This window comes from Aeromonas sp. 2MA4 (genome assembly GCF_029237305.1).
Lineage (GTDB): Bacteria > Pseudomonadota > Gammaproteobacteria > Enterobacterales > Aeromonadaceae > Aeromonas > Aeromonas salmonicida.
Genome location: NZ_JAACFY010000006.1, coordinates 61892 through 78817 on the forward strand (window position 1 = coordinate 61892; position 16926 = coordinate 78817).

19 protein-coding genes are annotated in these 16926 nt (G+C 63.5%); 13 read left to right on the top strand and 6 right to left on the bottom strand.

The genetic code is table 11. The features are described 5' to 3' along the window. Window positions 1-66 precede the first annotated feature (66 nt). From GWQ31_RS08410 to GWQ31_RS08440, 7 genes are all read left to right on the top strand, one after another. Window positions 67-1209, top strand: a complete 1143-nt coding sequence (locus tag GWQ31_RS08410; protein WP_275909109.1) for a DUF5610 domain-containing protein — start codon at window positions 67-69, stop codon at window positions 1207-1209. Between the two features lie 90 nt (window positions 1210-1299). Further along, window positions 1300-1839 carry an ATP--cob(I)alamin adenosyltransferase gene (locus GWQ31_RS08415; protein ID WP_275909110.1) on the top strand — a complete coding sequence of 180 codons (540 nt, stop codon included), beginning with the start codon at window positions 1300-1302 and terminating at the stop codon, window positions 1837-1839. 99 nt (window positions 1840-1938) lie between these two features. Then, entirely contained in the window at window positions 1939-3621 is a 1683-nt protein-coding gene (locus GWQ31_RS08420) for an HAD-IIIC family phosphatase (RefSeq protein ID WP_275909111.1), read from the top strand. Beyond that, complete coding sequence (locus GWQ31_RS08425) at window positions 3614-3844, top strand: acyl carrier protein (RefSeq protein ID WP_043142890.1); 231 nt, start codon at window positions 3614-3616, stop codon at window positions 3842-3844. The genes GWQ31_RS08420 and GWQ31_RS08425 overlap by 8 nt, the downstream gene beginning before the upstream one ends. Then, a complete protein-coding gene (locus GWQ31_RS08430) occupies window positions 3841-4605 on the top strand; it encodes an AAC(3) family N-acetyltransferase (protein ID WP_275909112.1) in 765 nt (254 codons plus the stop codon). Before GWQ31_RS08425 ends, GWQ31_RS08430 begins: the two co-directional genes overlap by 4 nt. Then, complete coding sequence (locus GWQ31_RS08435) at window positions 4595-4996, top strand: VOC family protein (RefSeq protein ID WP_275909113.1); 402 nt, start codon at window positions 4595-4597, stop codon at window positions 4994-4996. Before GWQ31_RS08430 ends, GWQ31_RS08435 begins: the two co-directional genes overlap by 11 nt. Continuing rightward, entirely contained in the window at window positions 4993-6354 is a 1362-nt protein-coding gene (locus GWQ31_RS08440; RefSeq protein ID WP_275909114.1) for a DUF4910 domain-containing protein, read from the top strand. The genes GWQ31_RS08435 and GWQ31_RS08440 overlap by 4 nt, the downstream gene beginning before the upstream one ends. Here the strand turns inward: GWQ31_RS08440 and GWQ31_RS08445 are convergent. From GWQ31_RS08445 to pseF, 6 genes are read right to left on the bottom strand one after another with little or no spacing between them, the layout of a single operon-like run. Then, the gene (locus tag GWQ31_RS08445) at window positions 6336-7082 is read right to left on the bottom strand and encodes a crotonobetainyl-CoA--carnitine CoA-transferase (protein WP_043554223.1); all 747 of its coding nucleotides are present in this window, start codon (window positions 7080-7082) and stop codon (window positions 6336-6338) included. The genes GWQ31_RS08440 and GWQ31_RS08445 overlap by 19 nt on opposite strands. Then, window positions 7079-7342 (bottom strand): hypothetical protein, encoded by a 264-nt coding sequence (locus tag GWQ31_RS08450; RefSeq protein ID WP_275909115.1) that lies wholly within the window; start codon window positions 7340-7342, stop codon window positions 7079-7081. The genes GWQ31_RS08445 and GWQ31_RS08450 overlap by 4 nt, the downstream gene beginning before the upstream one ends. Then, a complete protein-coding gene (locus GWQ31_RS08455) occupies window positions 7339-8634 on the bottom strand; it encodes a 6-hydroxymethylpterin diphosphokinase MptE-like protein (protein WP_275909116.1) in 1296 nt (431 codons plus the stop codon). Before GWQ31_RS08455 ends, GWQ31_RS08450 begins: the two co-directional genes overlap by 4 nt. Beyond that, on the bottom strand, window positions 8627-9673 hold the full coding sequence (pseI, locus tag GWQ31_RS08460) for a pseudaminic acid synthase (protein WP_275909117.1): 1047 nt from the start codon (window positions 9671-9673) through the stop codon (window positions 8627-8629). The genes GWQ31_RS08455 and pseI overlap by 8 nt, the downstream gene beginning before the upstream one ends. A 6-nt stretch (window positions 9674-9679) precedes the next feature. Continuing rightward, entirely contained in the window at window positions 9680-10936 is a 1257-nt protein-coding gene (pseG, locus tag GWQ31_RS08465) for a UDP-2,4-diacetamido-2,4,6-trideoxy-beta-L-altropyranose hydrolase (protein ID WP_275909118.1), read from the bottom strand. Further along, window positions 10926-11621: a pseudaminic acid cytidylyltransferase gene (pseF, locus tag GWQ31_RS08470; RefSeq protein WP_275909119.1), complete on the bottom strand. Its 696-nt coding sequence runs from the start codon at window positions 11619-11621 to the stop codon at window positions 10926-10928. The genes pseG and pseF overlap by 11 nt, the downstream gene beginning before the upstream one ends. A gap of 164 nt (window positions 11622-11785) precedes the next feature. Here pseF and GWQ31_RS08475 point away from each other — a divergent pair, with 164 nt between their 5' ends. Genes GWQ31_RS08475 through GWQ31_RS08500 form a run of 6 tightly spaced genes read left to right on the top strand, consistent with a single transcriptional unit; the run spans window position 11786 to window position 16913 of the window. Beyond that, window positions 11786-12322: a GNAT family N-acetyltransferase gene (locus GWQ31_RS08475; RefSeq protein WP_275909120.1), complete on the top strand. Its 537-nt coding sequence runs from the start codon at window positions 11786-11788 to the stop codon at window positions 12320-12322. Continuing rightward, window positions 12319-12552 carry an acyl carrier protein gene (locus GWQ31_RS08480; RefSeq protein ID WP_201971002.1) on the top strand — a complete coding sequence of 78 codons (234 nt, stop codon included), beginning with the start codon at window positions 12319-12321 and terminating at the stop codon, window positions 12550-12552. Before GWQ31_RS08475 ends, GWQ31_RS08480 begins: the two co-directional genes overlap by 4 nt. Continuing rightward, window positions 12552-13301: an SDR family NAD(P)-dependent oxidoreductase gene (locus GWQ31_RS08485; protein ID WP_275909121.1), complete on the top strand. Its 750-nt coding sequence runs from the start codon at window positions 12552-12554 to the stop codon at window positions 13299-13301. The genes GWQ31_RS08480 and GWQ31_RS08485 overlap by 1 nt, the downstream gene beginning before the upstream one ends. Continuing rightward, on the top strand, window positions 13301-14671 hold the full coding sequence (locus tag GWQ31_RS08490; protein WP_275909122.1) for an AMP-binding protein: 1371 nt from the start codon (window positions 13301-13303) through the stop codon (window positions 14669-14671). The genes GWQ31_RS08485 and GWQ31_RS08490 overlap by 1 nt, the downstream gene beginning before the upstream one ends. Further along, window positions 14671-15729 carry an acyl-protein synthetase gene (locus GWQ31_RS08495; RefSeq protein WP_275909123.1) on the top strand — a complete coding sequence of 353 codons (1059 nt, stop codon included), beginning with the start codon at window positions 14671-14673 and terminating at the stop codon, window positions 15727-15729. The genes GWQ31_RS08490 and GWQ31_RS08495 overlap by 1 nt, the downstream gene beginning before the upstream one ends. Next, on the top strand, window positions 15708-16913 hold the full coding sequence (locus GWQ31_RS08500) for an acyl-CoA reductase (protein ID WP_275909124.1): 1206 nt from the start codon (window positions 15708-15710) through the stop codon (window positions 16911-16913). The genes GWQ31_RS08495 and GWQ31_RS08500 overlap by 22 nt, the downstream gene beginning before the upstream one ends. Window positions 16914-16926 lie beyond the last annotated feature (13 nt).

Below are 16926 nucleotides of genomic sequence, written 5' to 3' on the forward strand. Positions count from 1 at the left end.
TTTTGTGGTCAAGAAGTGTTCAGTCAGGCCGATACCTGATCTACAGGCATGGTGGGAGGACACATTATGCAAATCGACGGCGTGGGCTCAGCCCAACCCAAGGGAGTGGGCGTTTCGCCCAAGGCACCCCAACAGGCACAAGAGAAGCAGGCCAGCAGCGGGGAAGAAGTCTCCTTGCACCAACCGCCCAAGTGGGCGCAGGTACTGGTACAGCAGGCGTTGCAGTTTGCGCTGGAGATCAACGGTCAGCGCTATCAGGCGCCCAAGGCAAAAGAGCCGGAGGTGGTCACCCCCGAGACCCTGTTCGACTTCCAGTCGGTGGCAGACAATGTGTTGCAGTTCATCACAGGACGGCTTGGCGCCGCCCGTGCGGACGGCAAGTCCGATGATGACCTGACCGAAATGATGGAACAGGCCCGCAAGGGCGTGGACATGGGATTTGGTGCCGCCAGGGAGCAGCTGGGTGACTGGGCCACCGAGAACGAAGACATCAAGACCGGCATCGATCAGAGCTACAAGCTGATCCAGGACGGGCTTGAGGAGTTCGAGAAAGAGTTCTTTGGCAAGGTATCCACCACCGAGATGGGAGCGGTCGAGATGGCCAGCCGTCAGCAGGGATACCTGGAGATCCAGACCAAGGATGGGGACAAGGTGGTACTGCGCTTCAACGACAACTGGCAGGTCAAATCCGAGAACAGCGAGAGTGGCAGTCAGTTCAGCCTCAAGTCGAGCCAGAGCTTCAGCTTCTCGCTGGAGGGGGATCTCAGCAGCGACGAGATGGATTCCATCGGCAAGCTGATCAAGGGAATCGACGATCTGGCGGGAAACTTCTTCTCCGGCAATTTCGAGGACCTGTTGAAGAAGGCGGGCGAGCTGAAGCTGGATGACAGCCAGCTGGCCTCCTACTCCCTCAAGCTCAAGCAGAGCGTCAAGCTGAGCCAGACCTACCAGGGAGCCAGCTCCCTGCAGGATCTCCTCAAGCCGCTGGCGGATTACCTGCCCAAGCTGAATCAGGTACAGCAACAGGCGGATACCCTGCTGCCGGAATCGCAACAGCAGGCACTGACACCTGCGGTGCTGGCGGCCCGTGGCCAGAACGAACCGGCTCAGGTCAACAGCTTTACCAGCTTCAACCAGCGGATGCTGGAGGCGCTGCGAATGATAGGCCAGTTCCAGCCTGCGACCGAGCCCGCCAGCAAGAGCGTCTGAGCCGCCATCGCCCGGTTCAAGCCATAAGCTGCCGTTTGCCAGCTCCTCCGGGGGCTGGCAAACTGGCTCTTTTCCCAATCCGGTCAGCCCATGAACCCGAATCCCAAGAAGCCAAGAGACAAGCGCGAGCTCTGCTACCCCTTCATCTTCGAAACCCAGTTCCAGTGTGATTACGAGATAGCAACCGACGAGCTTTGCTGTCAGGTAGGGGCCGTGCTTTCCCATCTGCCTACGGAAGAGGAGACCCGCGAGATGGTGGCCGACTTGGGGGCCCTGCAGCGACTCATCTACAACCTCAACGGTTCGGTACGGGGCAAGCTTGGTATTTTTGAAGAGGATCTGGCGTGGTTGAAAACGCGGTATGACCACTACAACGAGGCGAGCCGCGGTCGGGTCACGGGTTTTGTCTTGCCTCGCGGCCCGCATCCCATCTCCACCCTCCACCTGTGCCGCTGCGGCAGCAAGAAGGTGGTTCGCCTGCTGGTACGCCTCGAAGAGAGCGGTGTCCGCTTCGATCCCATCCTCTATCGCTTCGCCAACCTGCTGGCCAACTTCTTCTTCGTGCTGACCGTCTACCTCAAGCAGTTGTGGCAGGTGGAAGAAGTGCCCTACGTCAGTATCAATTACTGACCAAGTGGCTGAAAATGCTTTTATTTTTCTGGAAGATAAAAGACGATCCAGCCATGCCATTGCAATCTGGATGGCGCCGATAGCGGAGCAGGGGAAGTCATGACGACGATTTATCTCAGTGGCAGTTCATTCTTGATGCCGGGCAATCTGGCCTGGCGGTCGCTGGCTGTCCATGGCGAGGTGCAGGTCGCGCCCCATGGGCTGTGGCTGCAAACCCTGATGACTCCAGTCGAAGAGGCCGCTTCCCAGACTCACATCATCATCTGGCTGTGGGAAGATCTGGTGCCGGCACAGACGCTGGTAGCGTGGAGCGGTTTGGCACAAGAGGCGCAACAGCTGGCTGTTGCTGCGTTCGTCGCATCACTCTGTCAGCCCCTGCAACAGCGTTTGCAGCGTCGACCGCAGGATCGCCTGCTGGTCGGGGTCTGCAGTCGTTCCCCTGTCTCCGTATTTGGGGCTGCGCCCTCAGCGCTTGCCTGTCTGGCCCATGAATGTGAGCGTCAGCTTGTCCATTTGCGGCAGCAGCATCCCGGCCTGGATGACCTGCATCTGCCGCTCTGGTTGCAACAGCAGGGTCGCCACCACTGTTTCGACAGCCGCAATCACTATCTGATGTCCTGCCCCTTCTCCATGGCCGGGTTGGCCAGTCTGGCGCAGTGGATTGCCCCCTTGCTGCAGCGGCTGCACAGGCCAGCTCACAAGGTGCTGGTGCTCGATTGCGACAATACCCTCTGGGGTGGCGTAGTCGGCGAAGATGGCGTGGGTGGCGTCCTGCTGGGGCAGGATGGGGTGGGGCGCCTCTATCAAGCCTTCCAGCAGGCGGCCATTTACTGGCATGGGCAGGGCGTCATATTGGCGCTCTGCTCCAAGAATCTGGCCGACGATGTGTGGCGGCTGTTCGATCAGCACCAGGGCATGGTGCTTGAGCGCCAGCACATAGCCGCGGCCGAGATCGGCTGGGAGCCCAAGTCCGCCAGCTTGCGGCGCCTGGCCGCGCGGCTCAATGTGGGGCTGGACAGTCTGGTGTTCTGGGATGACAGCGAGCTGGAGCGTGCCGAGGTGCGTGCCAATTGTCCCGAGGTCACCGTCATCATGCCCCCCGCCGAGATCTGGGGTTGGTCCGATGCGCTGATGACGCTCGCCGAGCTGCAAAGCCGCCACCAGAGCCGGGATGACGGCTTGCGCCAAGGCTCCTATCAGGCACAGGCAGAGGCGAATGCAGTGCGCCAGCAACTGGGCGACGAACAGGCCTTCTTGCAACAGTTGGGGCTGCGGGCGAGCTGGCAGCCGCTCTCCCAAAGCAACCAGCTGCGGGCCGAGCAGCTGAGCCAGAAGACCAACCAGTTCAATCTCTCCGCCCGGCGTTATCAGGCTGGTGAACTGGCACAGCTTGCCAGTACGCAGGGCGAGGTCTGGCTGGCCTCGCTGCGGGACAAGTTTGCCGATCACGGCATGACGGCCCTGTTGGTGCTACGCCCCCTCAATGAGGGGGCCGTGCTGCTCGATACCCTGGCCATCAGCTGTCGGGTGCTGGGGCGAGGCTTCGAACACTGGCTGCTGGTGCAAGTGGCTGCCCGGCTGATGGCAAAAGGCGTTGACCAACTGGTGATAAGTCTGGTGCCCACGGATCGCAACCAGCCGGCGCGGGATTTTCTGGCGACCCTGCCGACCCGGCCGATAACCACTCCAGCGGGATTGACGCCGCTGGCGGACGAGATGTTCCTCTGCCTGGATCTCCCCTCTCTTTCTCTCCCGTTTCTGGAGTTTTATGCCAATGAATGACCTCATCGCGCTGGTTCGCCAGCAATTTCCCCAGGCCAGCATCAACGAGCAGGCCGCCCTCGGTCTCGGCAGCTTTCCCGAGTGGGACTCTCTGGGACACTTCAATCTGCTGCTGCTCATCGAGCAGCACTTTGCCGTACGGTTCGAACCGCAGGAGCTGGCCGAGCTGAAGAGCCTGGCCGATATCAGACAGGCTCTGCTACGCAAAGGGGTTGCCGAGTGAAACAGGCCATCGAACAGGCGCTGAGCGAGCTGGGGATCCCCAAGGGGGGCGCCCTCATGGTGCACTCGGATGCCATGGTCGTGGCCCAGTTTCCCGGTATGGGCAATGCCCAGGGGATAGCCGCCTTTTGGACCTGCCTGGAACAGTGGCTGGCGGGGGATCTGCTGGTGCCAACCTTCACCTACAGCCCAATGACGGGCGAGTGCTTCGATCCGGCAGCCACCCCGAGCAAGGTGGGGCTGATGACGGAGGTGTTCAGGCAGCGTGACGGCGTCACCCGAACGCTGGATCCCATCTTCAGCTTTGCCATCAGTGGCCCCCACGGGGCCGAGCTGGCGGCCCGGGAGTGTCACGACTGCTTCGGTCAGGAGAGCCCGTTTGGCTGGCTGGCGGAGCAGGATGGCTGGTTGCTGGGATTGGGCTGTCACCCGGACCGGATCACCTTTACCCACTATGTGGAACAACGGCTGGCCGTGCCCTATCGCTACCACAAATTATTCGAGGGGCAGGTGTGTGTCGCCGGCGCCTTGCGCGACTGGCAGGCCGACTACTATGTGCGGGATCTGGCGCTGGCCAGCGAAATCGACCTCTCCCGGCTGGTGGCCCTGTTGCAGGAGAGGGGCGCCTGGCATCAGACCCTGTGCCAGCGGGTACCCGTCTGGGCCGTGTCCTGTCGCGATTTCATCCTGGCCGCCAGTGAACTGGTGGCGATGGCGCCATATGCCCTGATCCGTGCAGGAGGGGAATCCCATGCAGTTTGACCATATAGGTCTGGTGGTGCCGGATCTCGCCAGCGGTGAGGCCTATTGCCGGGAGGTGCTGGGGCTGACTCGCTTCTCGGTGGCGGTGGAAGATCCGTTGCAGAAGGTATGGGTGCAGTTCGTGCACGATGAGGACGGACTTTGCTATGAGCTGGTGGCGCCGGCGACAGAGGATAGTCCTGTGACCCAGGTGCTCAAGACCCGGCGCAACGTCATCAATCATCTTGCCTATCGGGTGCCCTGCCTCGCTGAGAGTACCGCCAGACTGCGGGATCTGCGTCACCTTCCCCTTGGTCCCAGCCAGCCGGCCATCGCCTTTGGCGGTGCCCACGTCCAGTTTTTCCTGAGCCCCCTTGGCCATATAGTCGAATTGATCGAGGAGCCCGCATGACCTCTCCGCACAATACTGGCTACCTCCCTGTGGACTGGGATGATCAGGCTCAGCTGGGCGAGCAGCTGCATCGCCTGCTGACCCTGCTGTTCCCCCTCAACCGCAGCCTGACCGGTGATGGCGTGCGCCAGACTCTGGCCCTGATCCGCCAGCACTGCCTGCCTGATCTGCAGATCAGGGAGGTGGCCAGTGGCACCGAATGTTTCGACTGGACAGTGCCCGATGAGTGGAACGTACGGCAGGCCTACATAGTAGGGCCGGACGGTCGCAAGGTGGTGGATTTCAAGGATCACAATCTGCATCTGGTGGGTTATTCTGAGCCGGTGCGCTGCACCCTCTCCCTGGCCGAACTGCAGCCTCATCTGCACTCCTTGCCCGACATGCCGGATGCCATCCCCTATGTCACCTCCTATTACAAGCGTCGCTGGGGCTTCTGCCTGCCGCACAAGGTGCGTGAGGCGCTGCCGGAGGGGGATTATGAGGTGGTGATCGACGCCAGCCTGGCGCCGGGCTCGCTCACTTATGGCGAGTGGGTGCTGCCGGGAGAGAGCGAGCAGGAGATACTGCTGTCCAGCTACACCTGTCACCCCTCCATGGCCAACAACGAGCTGTCAGGCCCCTGTGTCGGTGTCTTCTTGATGGCCTGGCTCGCCTCCCTGCCAAAGCGCCGTTACAGCTATCGGTTGATGCTGGTGCCCGAAACCCTGGGGGCCATCGTCTACCTCTCCCGCCATCTGGACCACCTCAAGCAGCACACCCTGGCCGGCTTCAACCTGACCTGCCTGGGAGATGAGCGCAGTTATTCCTTCCTGCCCTCACGCCAGGGCAATAGTCTGGCCGATCGCATCGGCCGTCATGTGCTGGGCCACCTGGCGCCTGGTTACAAGGCTTACAGCTTCCTGGAGCGAGGTTCCAACGAGCGCCAGCTTTGCGCCCCCGGCATCGATCTGCCGGTCACTACCCTGATGCGCAGCAAATATGGCTGCTATGCCGAATACCACACTTCGCTCGATGATCTCTCGCTGGTGACCTCTGCCGGTCTAGCGGGCGGCTTCCTGGCGCTGCGCCGGGCCATCGAGTGTCTGGAACTGGATGAGCGTTGCGAGGTGACAGTGCTGGGAGAGCCCCAGCTGGGCAAACGGGGTCTCTATCCGGATCTGTCTACTCGCTATTCCGGTTGGCAGGTGAGGGAGATGATGAATCTGCTGGCCTACAGCGATGGCCAGCTGACCCTGTTCGAGATCGCCGAGACCATCAAGGTGCCTTTCTGGCGGGTGGCGCCACTGGCCAGCATGCTGCTGGAAGCAGGGCTGCTGCGTCGCCTCAGCCAGCGGCCGGATTACTCGATCACCAGATAGGCCGGCCCCGGGTTGTGCGGGGTGCGGCGGATGGCGTAACGATCCAGCCCCAGCACCTCCTTGAGGGCCAGGGTCTCCCCCGGAAAGGCGGGCCAGTTCAGCTCATCGAAGGCCAGTACCGAACCCCTGGTGAGGTGCGGCTTGATGAGCTCGAGGCAGCGGCGGGTCGGTTCGTAGAGATCAAAGTCAAAATAGGCCAGCGCTATCATGGTTTCCGGCTGACGGGCCAGATAGGCGGGCAGCGTCTCGGTCACATCCCCCTTTACCAGCTCGTGCTTGACGATATGGCCCAGCGGACTTTCTGCTTCATGGGCGGCAAGCAGTTGCGCCAGGTGCTGTTCATAGTCGGGGGTGACGCCATATGCGCCCGGCTGGATGGCCGCATCCGATCCATCCTGCGGTGCGTGGGAGGGAAAGCCGCTGAAGGTGTCGAATCCCACCAGCTTGCGATTGTAGTTGTAGGGTTCATACATGCCGCGAAACGAGGAGAAGAGCGCCAGGTTCTGACCCCAGCGGGTACCGAAATCCATGATGACGCCGTGTACCGGAATGATCTTCTGGTAGAGCTCATGCATGAACAGAATGCGGGAGAGCGACTGGCGCTTGAGGTAGAGGCCCAGATTGTTCTGCAGCTCGGCCGGGGGCAGCGGGCTGGCGCGCAATAGCTCGCTGAACGTCTGGCGACGAGACAGCTCCTCGTCGGAGGCATTGGAAATAGCCTTGATCATGAAACATCTCCTGCTGTGGTGGGGGCGGAAGGGGCTGTCAGGGTATGCACCAGCTCATATTCGAGGTAATCGGCCAGCCCCAGCCAGTCTTGCCGCTCCTGGCTGCGGAGCAGGGCGGCTATCAGCTCGGGGGGCAGGCTACCCCGTGCGGTGAGGGCCTCCTGCAGCAAACCGGGCAGGGTCTGGCTCGCGACAAGCGACTGCCCCAGTCTGAACTGGTGTGCCAGCGCCCTGATGCGGGTTGTCAGACTATCACTCATGACAGGTACTCCGGGTGGTAGCTGCAGCCCGCTATCTCGGCCCCTTCCCGGCTGCTGTTCCAGAAATGCACCTCGGGATGGCGCGCTATGTATCGCTCAAGTTCGGTGCGATAGGCGGAGAAGTTCGGGTTGGTCTTGACCCGGCGACCGTGCCCGTCGAGGGTCCAGCTGAGTGCCTGGCTGGCAGTGGGGCCGAGTGCACCATCCGCCCATCCGGAGTGGGTTAGCTCGCCGGGGAAGGCAAAATCCGTTCCCAGCAGAATGACCTGCTGGCAGCCCATCTGCACGGCAAGGTCGACGGCGGGGTGGATCACGCTGCCGCCCGAGTGCAGGCTTCCCTTGGGGATCTCCTGCCTCAGTGTCTGGTACATGGGACTGCGGGAATAGGCTGCCTTGCGCGGCCCCTGCCAGGCCAGCAGGGCTGCCGTCGGCACAGTGGGGTAGTAGACCAGGGTGGTCTGGGCCGATTGGTCGGCGGGCAACCGGCTGCCGTGGATGGCATCATCTATGGTGACCACTATGTCTGGCCGGATGCCGTGGCGCAGCAAAAAGGCCAGCGCAGTATCGACGCTGATCAGCAGATAGTCCTGACGCCGTGTCTGCAACTGGGCCTGCAAGGTGGCCAGATTGGTTTGCAGGGTCGGGCCGCTGGCGACGATCAGGGCATGTTTGCCTCGTGCCAGCCCGAACAGGCTGGTCACGTCGCCATCGCTTGTCAGCAGCTCGCGGTTTTCGGCCAGTCGCCGGGTCACCGCCGGATGCTCGGCATCGAACCTGGCGCTGGCAAACGGCAGCTCTATCTCGCTCACCAGCCGGTCCCGGATGCGGGCGGCGGCGTCTTCCACCAGCAGCAACTCGGGCGGCAGGGCGAAGAAGGGCAGACGGATCTCGCTCTCGTCCCCCGCCATCATCAGTTCGACCCTGGAGTCAGTCAGCCAGTCCTGCTGATCCAGCAGCCGCAGCACCAGGGCAAACAGGGCGCCATTCATGATCTTCACTTCCAGCCGCTTGAGGCCGGTGCGGCCCAGCAGGGTGCGCGGCAGATCGCCGAGCCCTGTGCCGTAGAGGTGCAGCACGGCCACCTCGGGCAGGCTGGCCGCCTGTAGCTCGGCCTCTTTCACCCTGTCATGACGACTGGTGAGCTGGATGCCGTCGATGCTGAGGGTCGAGCCCAGCCCTTTGGTCAGCTCGGCCTGGATGCTCTCCACGTCCTGCGCCAGCAGGCGGGGCCAGAGGGCGGGCCAGCGCTGGCGGATAAGCCTGCCGTGCTGGGCGAACAGTTCATCACTCATCTTTGTCTATCCACTCCCAGCTCAGCGGCTGATTGGCTGCCATGTCGCGACTGACCCGCTTGCCGATGAGTCGATCGTAATCGGCGGGAGGCAGGCCGAGGGCAGGACGCACCGACTTGATGTGGGCGGCGGTGAGCACCTCTCCGGCCGTAATATCTTTGACCAGATAGAGGGAGCGGCGAAAGGCGCGGTTGCCTTGCTCGCTCTGAGTGAGCTGGTAGTCGGCCACTCCGAGCGCCGCATGGGCGGTGTTGACCGAGGCAATGAGCTCGGTGAGTTCGGCAGGCTCCATGGAGAAGGCGCAATCCGGACCGCCGTCGGCGCGGGCCAGGGTGAAGTGTTTCTCGATGAGGGTCGCCCCGAGCGCTGTGGCGGCGATGGCGGTGGCCGAACCCAGAGTGTGATCGGAGAGCCCGACCTCGACGCCAAAGCGCTGGCGCAGCATGGGGATGGTGCGCAGGTTGTATTCGGCTGCGGGCGCCGGATAGCCGCTGACGCAGTGCAGCAGCGCCAGCTGGCCGCTGCCATGTTTGAGCGCCATCTCGACTGCGGCGGCGATCTCGGCCTCGTTGGCCATACCGGTGGACATGATGAGCGGCTTGCCGGTCTGGGCGGCGTAGCGGATCAGGGGCAGGTCCACCAGCTCGAAGGAGGCAATCTTGTAGGCCGGGCAGTCGAGGGATTCCAGCAGATCCACGGCGCTGAAATCGAACGGACTGCTGAACACCGTCAGCCCCAGCTCGCGCCCCTTGGCAAACAAGGCCTGATGCCATTCCCACGGCGTGTGCGCCCACTCATAGAGGTCATACAGGCTGTGACCATCCCACAGGCCGCCGTGGATCTGAAACTCGGGCCGATCGCTTCTGAGGGTGATGGTGTCGGGTCGGTAGGTCTGCAGTTTGACCGCACTGGCCCCGGCCGCCTTGGCGGCTGTCATGATGGCCAGCGCGCGTTCCAGGTTGCCGTTGTGGTTGGCCGAGAGTTCGGCGATCACATAGGGCGCCTGCGCCGGGCCTATGGATTGATGGGCGATCTGCATCTGTGGTCAGGCTCCTGTGCCAAGTTGCCAGCCTTGCGGCGCCGGCTGCCAGGGGGCAGGGGGCGCTATCTTGGGTGGCTCGGCAAGATAGAGGGGAAATTGGGAGAAAATTGTTTGCAAGCGATGTGCCAGCTCTTGCCATTGCTGTGGCGTGAGTGACGGATGGGCCTGCCATACCAGCTCCGGGCCGCACAGGGTCAGGGTGAGCAGATGCTTGTAATCCTGCTGGAACCGCCACTGCTGGCCGTCAGGTATCAGTTGATAATCGGCTTGGGGCAGCAGCCAGGCGGTGAGACGATCCAGCCCCAGGCCATCCACCTGTTGCTGGCCGCGTTGGCGATAGTCATCAGCCTGTCGCTCCAGCCGCTGCAAGGCCTGCATGAGCCGCGCCGGCTCGGCCAGCTCGCCCAGTGTCAGACGTTCGGCAAGCTGGAAGCGGGCTATCACCTCGTCGTTGAACTGCTGGTTGTCGACTATGGGCACCGCCAGGGTCGGCAGGCCGAGACAGGCCCGCTCCCAAGTCATGCCGCCGGCGGCGCCGATGGCGAAGTCGTGCCGGCTCATCAGGTCGGCCATCTGGTCGCTCTGGCGCAACAGCGCCAGGTCGAGGTCGGCCAGCTCGGCCACCCTCTGTTCCAGCTCGGGCCAGAAGGGATTGGCGCCGCCCGCCACCAGGGTCCACTGGATGGTGCGGGCCCAGGGCAGCCGGGCCAGGCTGTTGAGGGTGACGAGGCAGGCACCCGCCGGGTCGGCGCCGCCAAAGCAGATAAGGCCCCGTTGCCACTGACTGGCGTGTTGCCGCGCCAGCTGGCGATAGGTGGGGCGCAGCAGGGCATAGTCGGTGCCCAGCAGCAGCCGGCAATCGGCTGGGGTGAGTGGCTGGTAATCGGCAGCGCGGCGCAAGGGCCCCTGATCCAGCAGCAGCTGGCAGTGGTGCGGTCGGTCGGCCAGATCATCGATCACCAGCACACGGCGGCAGTGGGCTGCCAGCTCTGTTTCTAGCCGCTGGTCAATCTGGTAGTGATCGATGATCAGCCAATCGGGCTGCAAGCCGGGCAGCGGGCCGGCGTCATCGCGCTCGATCAGGGGATGATGGTGATGGGGCCGCAACAACGACAGCAGGTGCGCCGGCAGATCGTGGCAGAGGAAGTGGCACTCGGCCCCGGCGGCGTGCAGCCGATCGGCGATGGCCATGCAGCGCATCAGGTGGCCCAGCCCTATTTCGGCGCCGGCGTCGAGCCGGAAGGCAACCTTAAACGTCATCCTGGCTCAGCACTTGATAGAGCAGTTCGGCCAGGTGCCAATCTTCCGGCGTATCTATGTCGACCACCCTGTGCCTTGGCAGAATATGGCCGATCCCTTCCCCGCCCACCGGGCTGATACCCCCCAGCCAGGCTGCGCGGCTACCCCAGTAGAACTGGCCGGCATCCTGGTAGGCGGGTTCCAGATCCTGAGAGCGTTTCGCCATCTGCTCCGGCCAGAAGGGACTGACTCTGCCCTGTGCGTCCATGCGCACCGCCCGCTGGATGGGGAAGCCAAATTCGGCCACCGTGTAGACGAAGGGCGCCTGGCTGGCGAGCAGGCGGTCGTGGGCGGCGCTCAGATCGCTGGCCTGAATGAGTGGCACTGTGGCATAGATGCAGCAGTAGTATTCCGCCTGAATGCCGAGATCGTCGAGTTGCCGGATGGCATCGATCACCACTGGGGTGGTGCCGGTATGATCGTCGGCCAAGCTGGCGGGGCGCAGGAAGGGTACCTCGGCGCCGAGTTGGCGGGCAATGTCGGCGACCTCCTCATCATCGGTGGAGACCACAATTCGGCTGAAGCAGCCTGCTGCCCTGGCCGCCTGAATGGCGTAGGCGAGCATGGGCTGACCGCAGAAGGGACGGATGTTCTTGCGGGGAATGCGCTTGCTGCCGCCACGTGCCGGGATGATGGCGATGGCCATAATGCTCTCTCCCTGAGGAGCCCGACGTGGTCGCCGAGCCGGATAATTGATGACAACTCTTTGATTATTTTTGAGATTATACCGAGTTTTCATCTTATATTATTGAGCTTTGCTACGGAATTGCCCGGTGATGGTCGATAACATGGGCAAGTGATGGGACGTCGTTGGTATTGAACATGAGTTATGGTGTCGAATTGCGCCCGCTCCAGCCCTGGGATCTGCCCACCCTGCGACGCTGGCGCAACCTGGACGAGGTGCGGTTGCAGATGGTGGAGCAGGCGCTCATCTCCCCCCGCCAGCAACGGCAGTGGTTCGTCAGCAGCCTTGAACGGGCTGACCAGCAGCACTGGGTGCTCTGGTGCCGCGGCCTGCGGGCCGGCTACGTCAACCTGAAAGGGGAGACGCGACAATCGCTGCAGGGGCAGCCGGTGGCCGATGCCGGCCTCTATCTGGGCCGCTCCAGCGTGCGTCACCCCATGCTGGCCGTCGCCGCCGCCCTGTCACAGCTCGATCAGGGCTTCGATACCTTCGGGCTCGGCTGCATCCGCACCCTGGTGCGCACCGGCAACGACGCCGCCCTGCGCCTGAACACACAGCTCGGCTATCGCCAACAGGGGCAACAGGGCGACTTCATCGTCCTCGAACTGCAGCCCGCCGACTATTATGCCGCCCGAGAACGGCTACGGAGATTTTTCAGATGACAACAGCGTTGGAACAGGTTTTTGCCGATGCCCTCGGCATCGACGTCAGCACTGTCAGCGACCAGCTGGCCTACAACAGCATTCCCCAGTGGGACTCCGTCGCCCACATGGGCCTGATAGCCCAGCTGGAGGATTGCTACGGCGTCCTGCTCGATACCGATGACATCATCGACATGAGCTCGGTCGCCAAGGCGCGGGAGATCCTCGCCAAATACGGGGTCGCCCTCTGATGCAGGGGCTGCTGCAGGGCAAGCGAGCGCTGATCACGGGTGCCGGGCGCGGCATTGGCCTCGCCATCGCTCGCCAGTTCGCCGCGCAAGGAGCCGAACTCTGGCTGGGGGGCCGCGATGAAGCGGCCATGAGTCAGCTGGCGGCCGCCCTCGGCGCCGAGTTCGGCGTCCCCTGCCAGCCGCTCTGTTTCGACGTGGCCGAGCCGCAGGCGGTCAAGCAGGCCTTTCAGCAGCGGTTTGCCCAGACTCGTCAGCTGGACGTGCTGGTCAACAATGCCGGGATACTGGAAGAGGGGCTGCTCGGCATGGTCAATCAGGCGCAGCTGGAGCAGACCTTCAGCCACAATGCTTTCAGCGTTGTCTATTGCAGCCAGTACGCCGCCCGCCTGATGCAGCGCAGCGGTGGTGGCAGCATCATCAATTTGGCCTCCCTGATGGGACGGGTGGGCGCCGCCGGGCTTAGCAGCTATGCCGGCAGCAAGGCGGCGGTGATCGGTATTACCCAGTCACTGGCCAAAGAGCTGGCCGCCAGCCAGATCCGGGTCAACGCCATCGCCCCCGGTTTTATCGATACCGAGATGGCGCGTGCCATCCCTGACCAGAAGTTCGCCGAGCGTCTCGCCAGCATCGCCATGGGGCGGATCGGCACGCCGGACGAGGTGGCCAAGGTAGCGCTGTTCCTCGCCTCCGACCTGTCGAGTTACGTGACCGGTCAGGTCATCGGTGTGGATGGAGGCATGACGGTCTGATGGATCACGCGCACGCACTGCTCGCCCACCTGCGGGAAGACAACCCGTCACCGGCCTGGCGCGATCCGCAAGAGGGCTGGCTCTCCTACGGCGAGCTGGCACGGCGGCTGGCGCAGCTGGCGGCCAGCTATCCGGACGAGCGCAGCCTGGTCTATCTGCCCTTTTTCACCCGCACCGCCCACCTGCTGCATTATCTGGCCGCCCTCAGGCTGGGGCATGCGGTGATGCTGGCGGATCCTGCTCTGCCATTGGCCCAGCATGATGCCAGCTGCCAGCAGTTCGCCGCGAGCTGCCGGGTAAATGAAGCAGGGGAGTTGATCCGTCTCAGGGATACCAGCCCACTGTTGCACCCCGAGCTGGCGGTGTTGTTGCCGACCTCGGGCAGCACGGGCTGTGCCAAGTGGGTGCGCCTCTCGGGCCGCAATCTGGCGGCCAACGCGGCTTCCATCGCCGACTATCTGGCGCTGACGACGACTGAACGAGCCATCACCAGCCTGCCGCTGTTCTACTCCTACGGTTTGTCGGTACTCAACAGTCATCTGCTGGTGGGTGCCTCTCTGGTGCAACACGAGGGGAGCGTGCTGGAGCGCGACTTCTGGCAGCAGGTCGAGCAGCACGGTGTGAGCAGTTTTGCCGGCGTGCCCTTTACCTATCAGATGCTGGCCCGGCTGCGTTTTGACTGGGCCCGTTATCCCTCCCTGCAGACCCTGACTCAGGCAGGTGGACGGCTCGAACCCGCGCTGGCGCAGCAGTTTGCCGAGCAGGCGCTGCGGCTGGGGCGCCGTTTCTTCGTCATGTATGGCCAGACAGAGGCGACGGCGCGCATGGCCTGGCTGGCAGCGCACGAGGTGGTCACCCATCCGGATGCCATCGGCCGCGCCATTCCCGGCGGCCACTTCTCCCTGCGCGAGCTGGAGGGGGGCAAGCCCGGGGAGGGGGAGCTGGTCTATCGCGGTGACAACGTCATGCTGGGCTATGCCAGTGCCGCCGAGGATCTGGCGCAGGGTGCCCTGTTGCAAGAGCTGGCCACCGGCGATCTGGCTCGCAGTGACGAGGCGGGCCGTTACTACATCTGCGGTCGTCTCAGCCGTTTTCTCAAGCTGTTCGGCAAGCGTATCAGTCTGGCGGAGGTCGAGAGCCAGCTTCATCGCTGGGGCTGGTCGGGAGCCTGCGGTGGACGTGATGACTGCCTGCTGGTGGTCGTCGAACCCCATGGCGAACTGACGGGCGACGGCTTGCAGCGCGAGCTGGCACAGTGGCTGCAGGCGCCGCCACGGGCGGTGCGGGTGATGCAGGTGGCACAGCTGCCGCGCACCGCCAACCACAAGATTGACTATGCCGCCCTGACCAGACTGGCGGAGGAGGCGTGATGGAAAGCTTGCTGGCCGCCCCCATCTTCGACCTGCCCCAGGTCGCCAAACAGGCGCTGTTGCTGGCGCGGCTCAATGCCCTGACCCGTCACCATGTCGAGCACTGCGCCCCTTATGCCAATGTGCTGCATGCCTTCGGCTGGACGGCAGAGGCTGCCGATTATGGCGAGCTGCCCTATCTGGCGGCCCGGCTGTTCAAGCTGGCCCAGTGGCAGAGCGTGCCCGAGGCCGAGGTGTTCAAGGTGCTCACCTCGTCAGGCACCACGGGGGCGCCGTCACGGATAGTGCTGGATCGGGAGACCGCAGCGTTGCAGAGCAAGGTGCTGGTGAAGATACTGCAGGAGTTTGTCGGCAAGCAGCGGCTGCCCATGCTGCTGGTGGAGCAGCCCACCCTCATCCAGAACCGCAGCGGCTTTTCTGCGCGTGGCGCAGGTGCCCTGGGGCTCTCCTTCCTCGGCCGGGACCACACCTATGCCCTCGACGAGCAGATGCGGCCCAACTGGCCCGTGATAGAGGCGTTTTGTGACAAGTACGCTGGTCAGCCTGTGTTGCTGTTCGGCTTTACCTTCATGGTCTGGCAATGCCTGCTAGAGCCCCTGCGCGAGCGCGGACTGCACCTGCCCTTTGAGCAGGGCATTTTGTTTCACAGCGGCGGTTGGAAGAAGCTGCAGCATCTGGCGGTGGACAATCCCACCTTCAAGGCGCGCTGCCGCGAGCAGCTGGGGCTGGGTCGGGTACACAACTTCTATGGCATGGTGGAGCAGGTGGGATCCATCTTCGTCGAGTGCGAGCAGGGGCATCTGCATGCCCCCGTATTTGCCGATCTGCAGGTGCGCGATCCGCTCACCCATCAGCCGCTCGGGGTCGGTCGGCCCGGTTTGTTGCAGGTGCTCTCCGCCATTCCCGGCAGTTATCCTGGCCACTGCCTGCTGACCGAGGATCTCGGCGTGCTGCTGGGGGAGGATGACTGCCCCTGTGGCCGCCATGGCCGTTATTTTCAGGTATCAGGGCGCCAGCAAGGCGCCGAGGTGAGGGGATGCAGCGACACCTTCCAGTGACGCCGCCGCAGGTGGTAGAGGGGCTTTGGTTGACGGGGCCCAACGTCAGCTTCGTATCACCGGCTGCCAGCTGGCAGACGTTCTGCCCGCAGCCGCTGCCCTGTTTTGCCCCCGTCATCTGCGACTTCGTGGCGGCCCTGTCGATACGCCTGCAGCAGGAGGGGCGGCGTCATCCCGATCTGGCCGCGTTCGGCTTCTGGCTGCGGCCGCGCCAGCTGGCCCGAGAGCAGCAACGGCTGCAGGGGCGGGGGGCGGTGGGCGTCGTGTTTCACCTGGTGCCCTCCAACGTGCCGACCGTGGCCTTCTACTCCTGGCTGATGGCCCTGCTGATGGGCAATCCCTGCGTGGTGCGGCTGTCGTCGCGCCGCGACCCGGTACAGGATGCCATGCTGGCCATACTGAACGACCTCTTCCGCCAGGTTGAGTGGCAGGAGATCGCCATGCGCACCCGCTTTATCCGTTATGACCACGACGAAGGCATCACCAGCTGGTTGTCGGCCCGCTGTCGGCTGCGCATCATCTGGGGTGGCGACGAGACCATCCGTCAGGTGCGGGCCATTCCTCTCTCCCCAAGTGCACAGGAAGTGGTATTTCCGGATCGCCGCTCCATGGCGGTGCTAGACAACCACTGGCTGGCCGGGCTGGATGCTGTGGGCTGGCAACAGACCCTGGGGGCCCTGCAACAGGACTGTACCCGTTTCAATCAGCAGGCCTGCGCCTCCCCCACTACCCTCTGCTGGCTGGGCGAGCCCGACGACGAGTTGCGCCACCGACTGCTGGAGGCCCTGTTTGCTCCCTTTGCCGACGATCCCGCTCTGGTGATGGAGCGGCTCATCCACAGTCAACAAAATGCCGCCCTGGACGGTGAGATGCAGCTGAGCACATTCCCGGGTGTCACCTTATTGACTCCGGCCGCCTCCTTGCGGCTCGCACACGTCGGAGGAGGTACAGTCGCCGAGTTTGTGGCCGATAGCCTGAATGAGCTGCTGTTGCAGCCGTGGGATATGCAGACCTGTGTCTGGGTCGGGGCAAACAAGGCGCAGCTTGAGGATGCCTTGCCGAATGCGCCCGTCTGCCGCATAGACAGGGTGGTGGCGCCGGGACAAGCGCTGGCATTCGAGTGGCACTGGGATGGGATAGACATGCTGCACGTTTGCAGCCGTGGTCTCGCCCAGCATGAATAATCGGGTGTGGCTC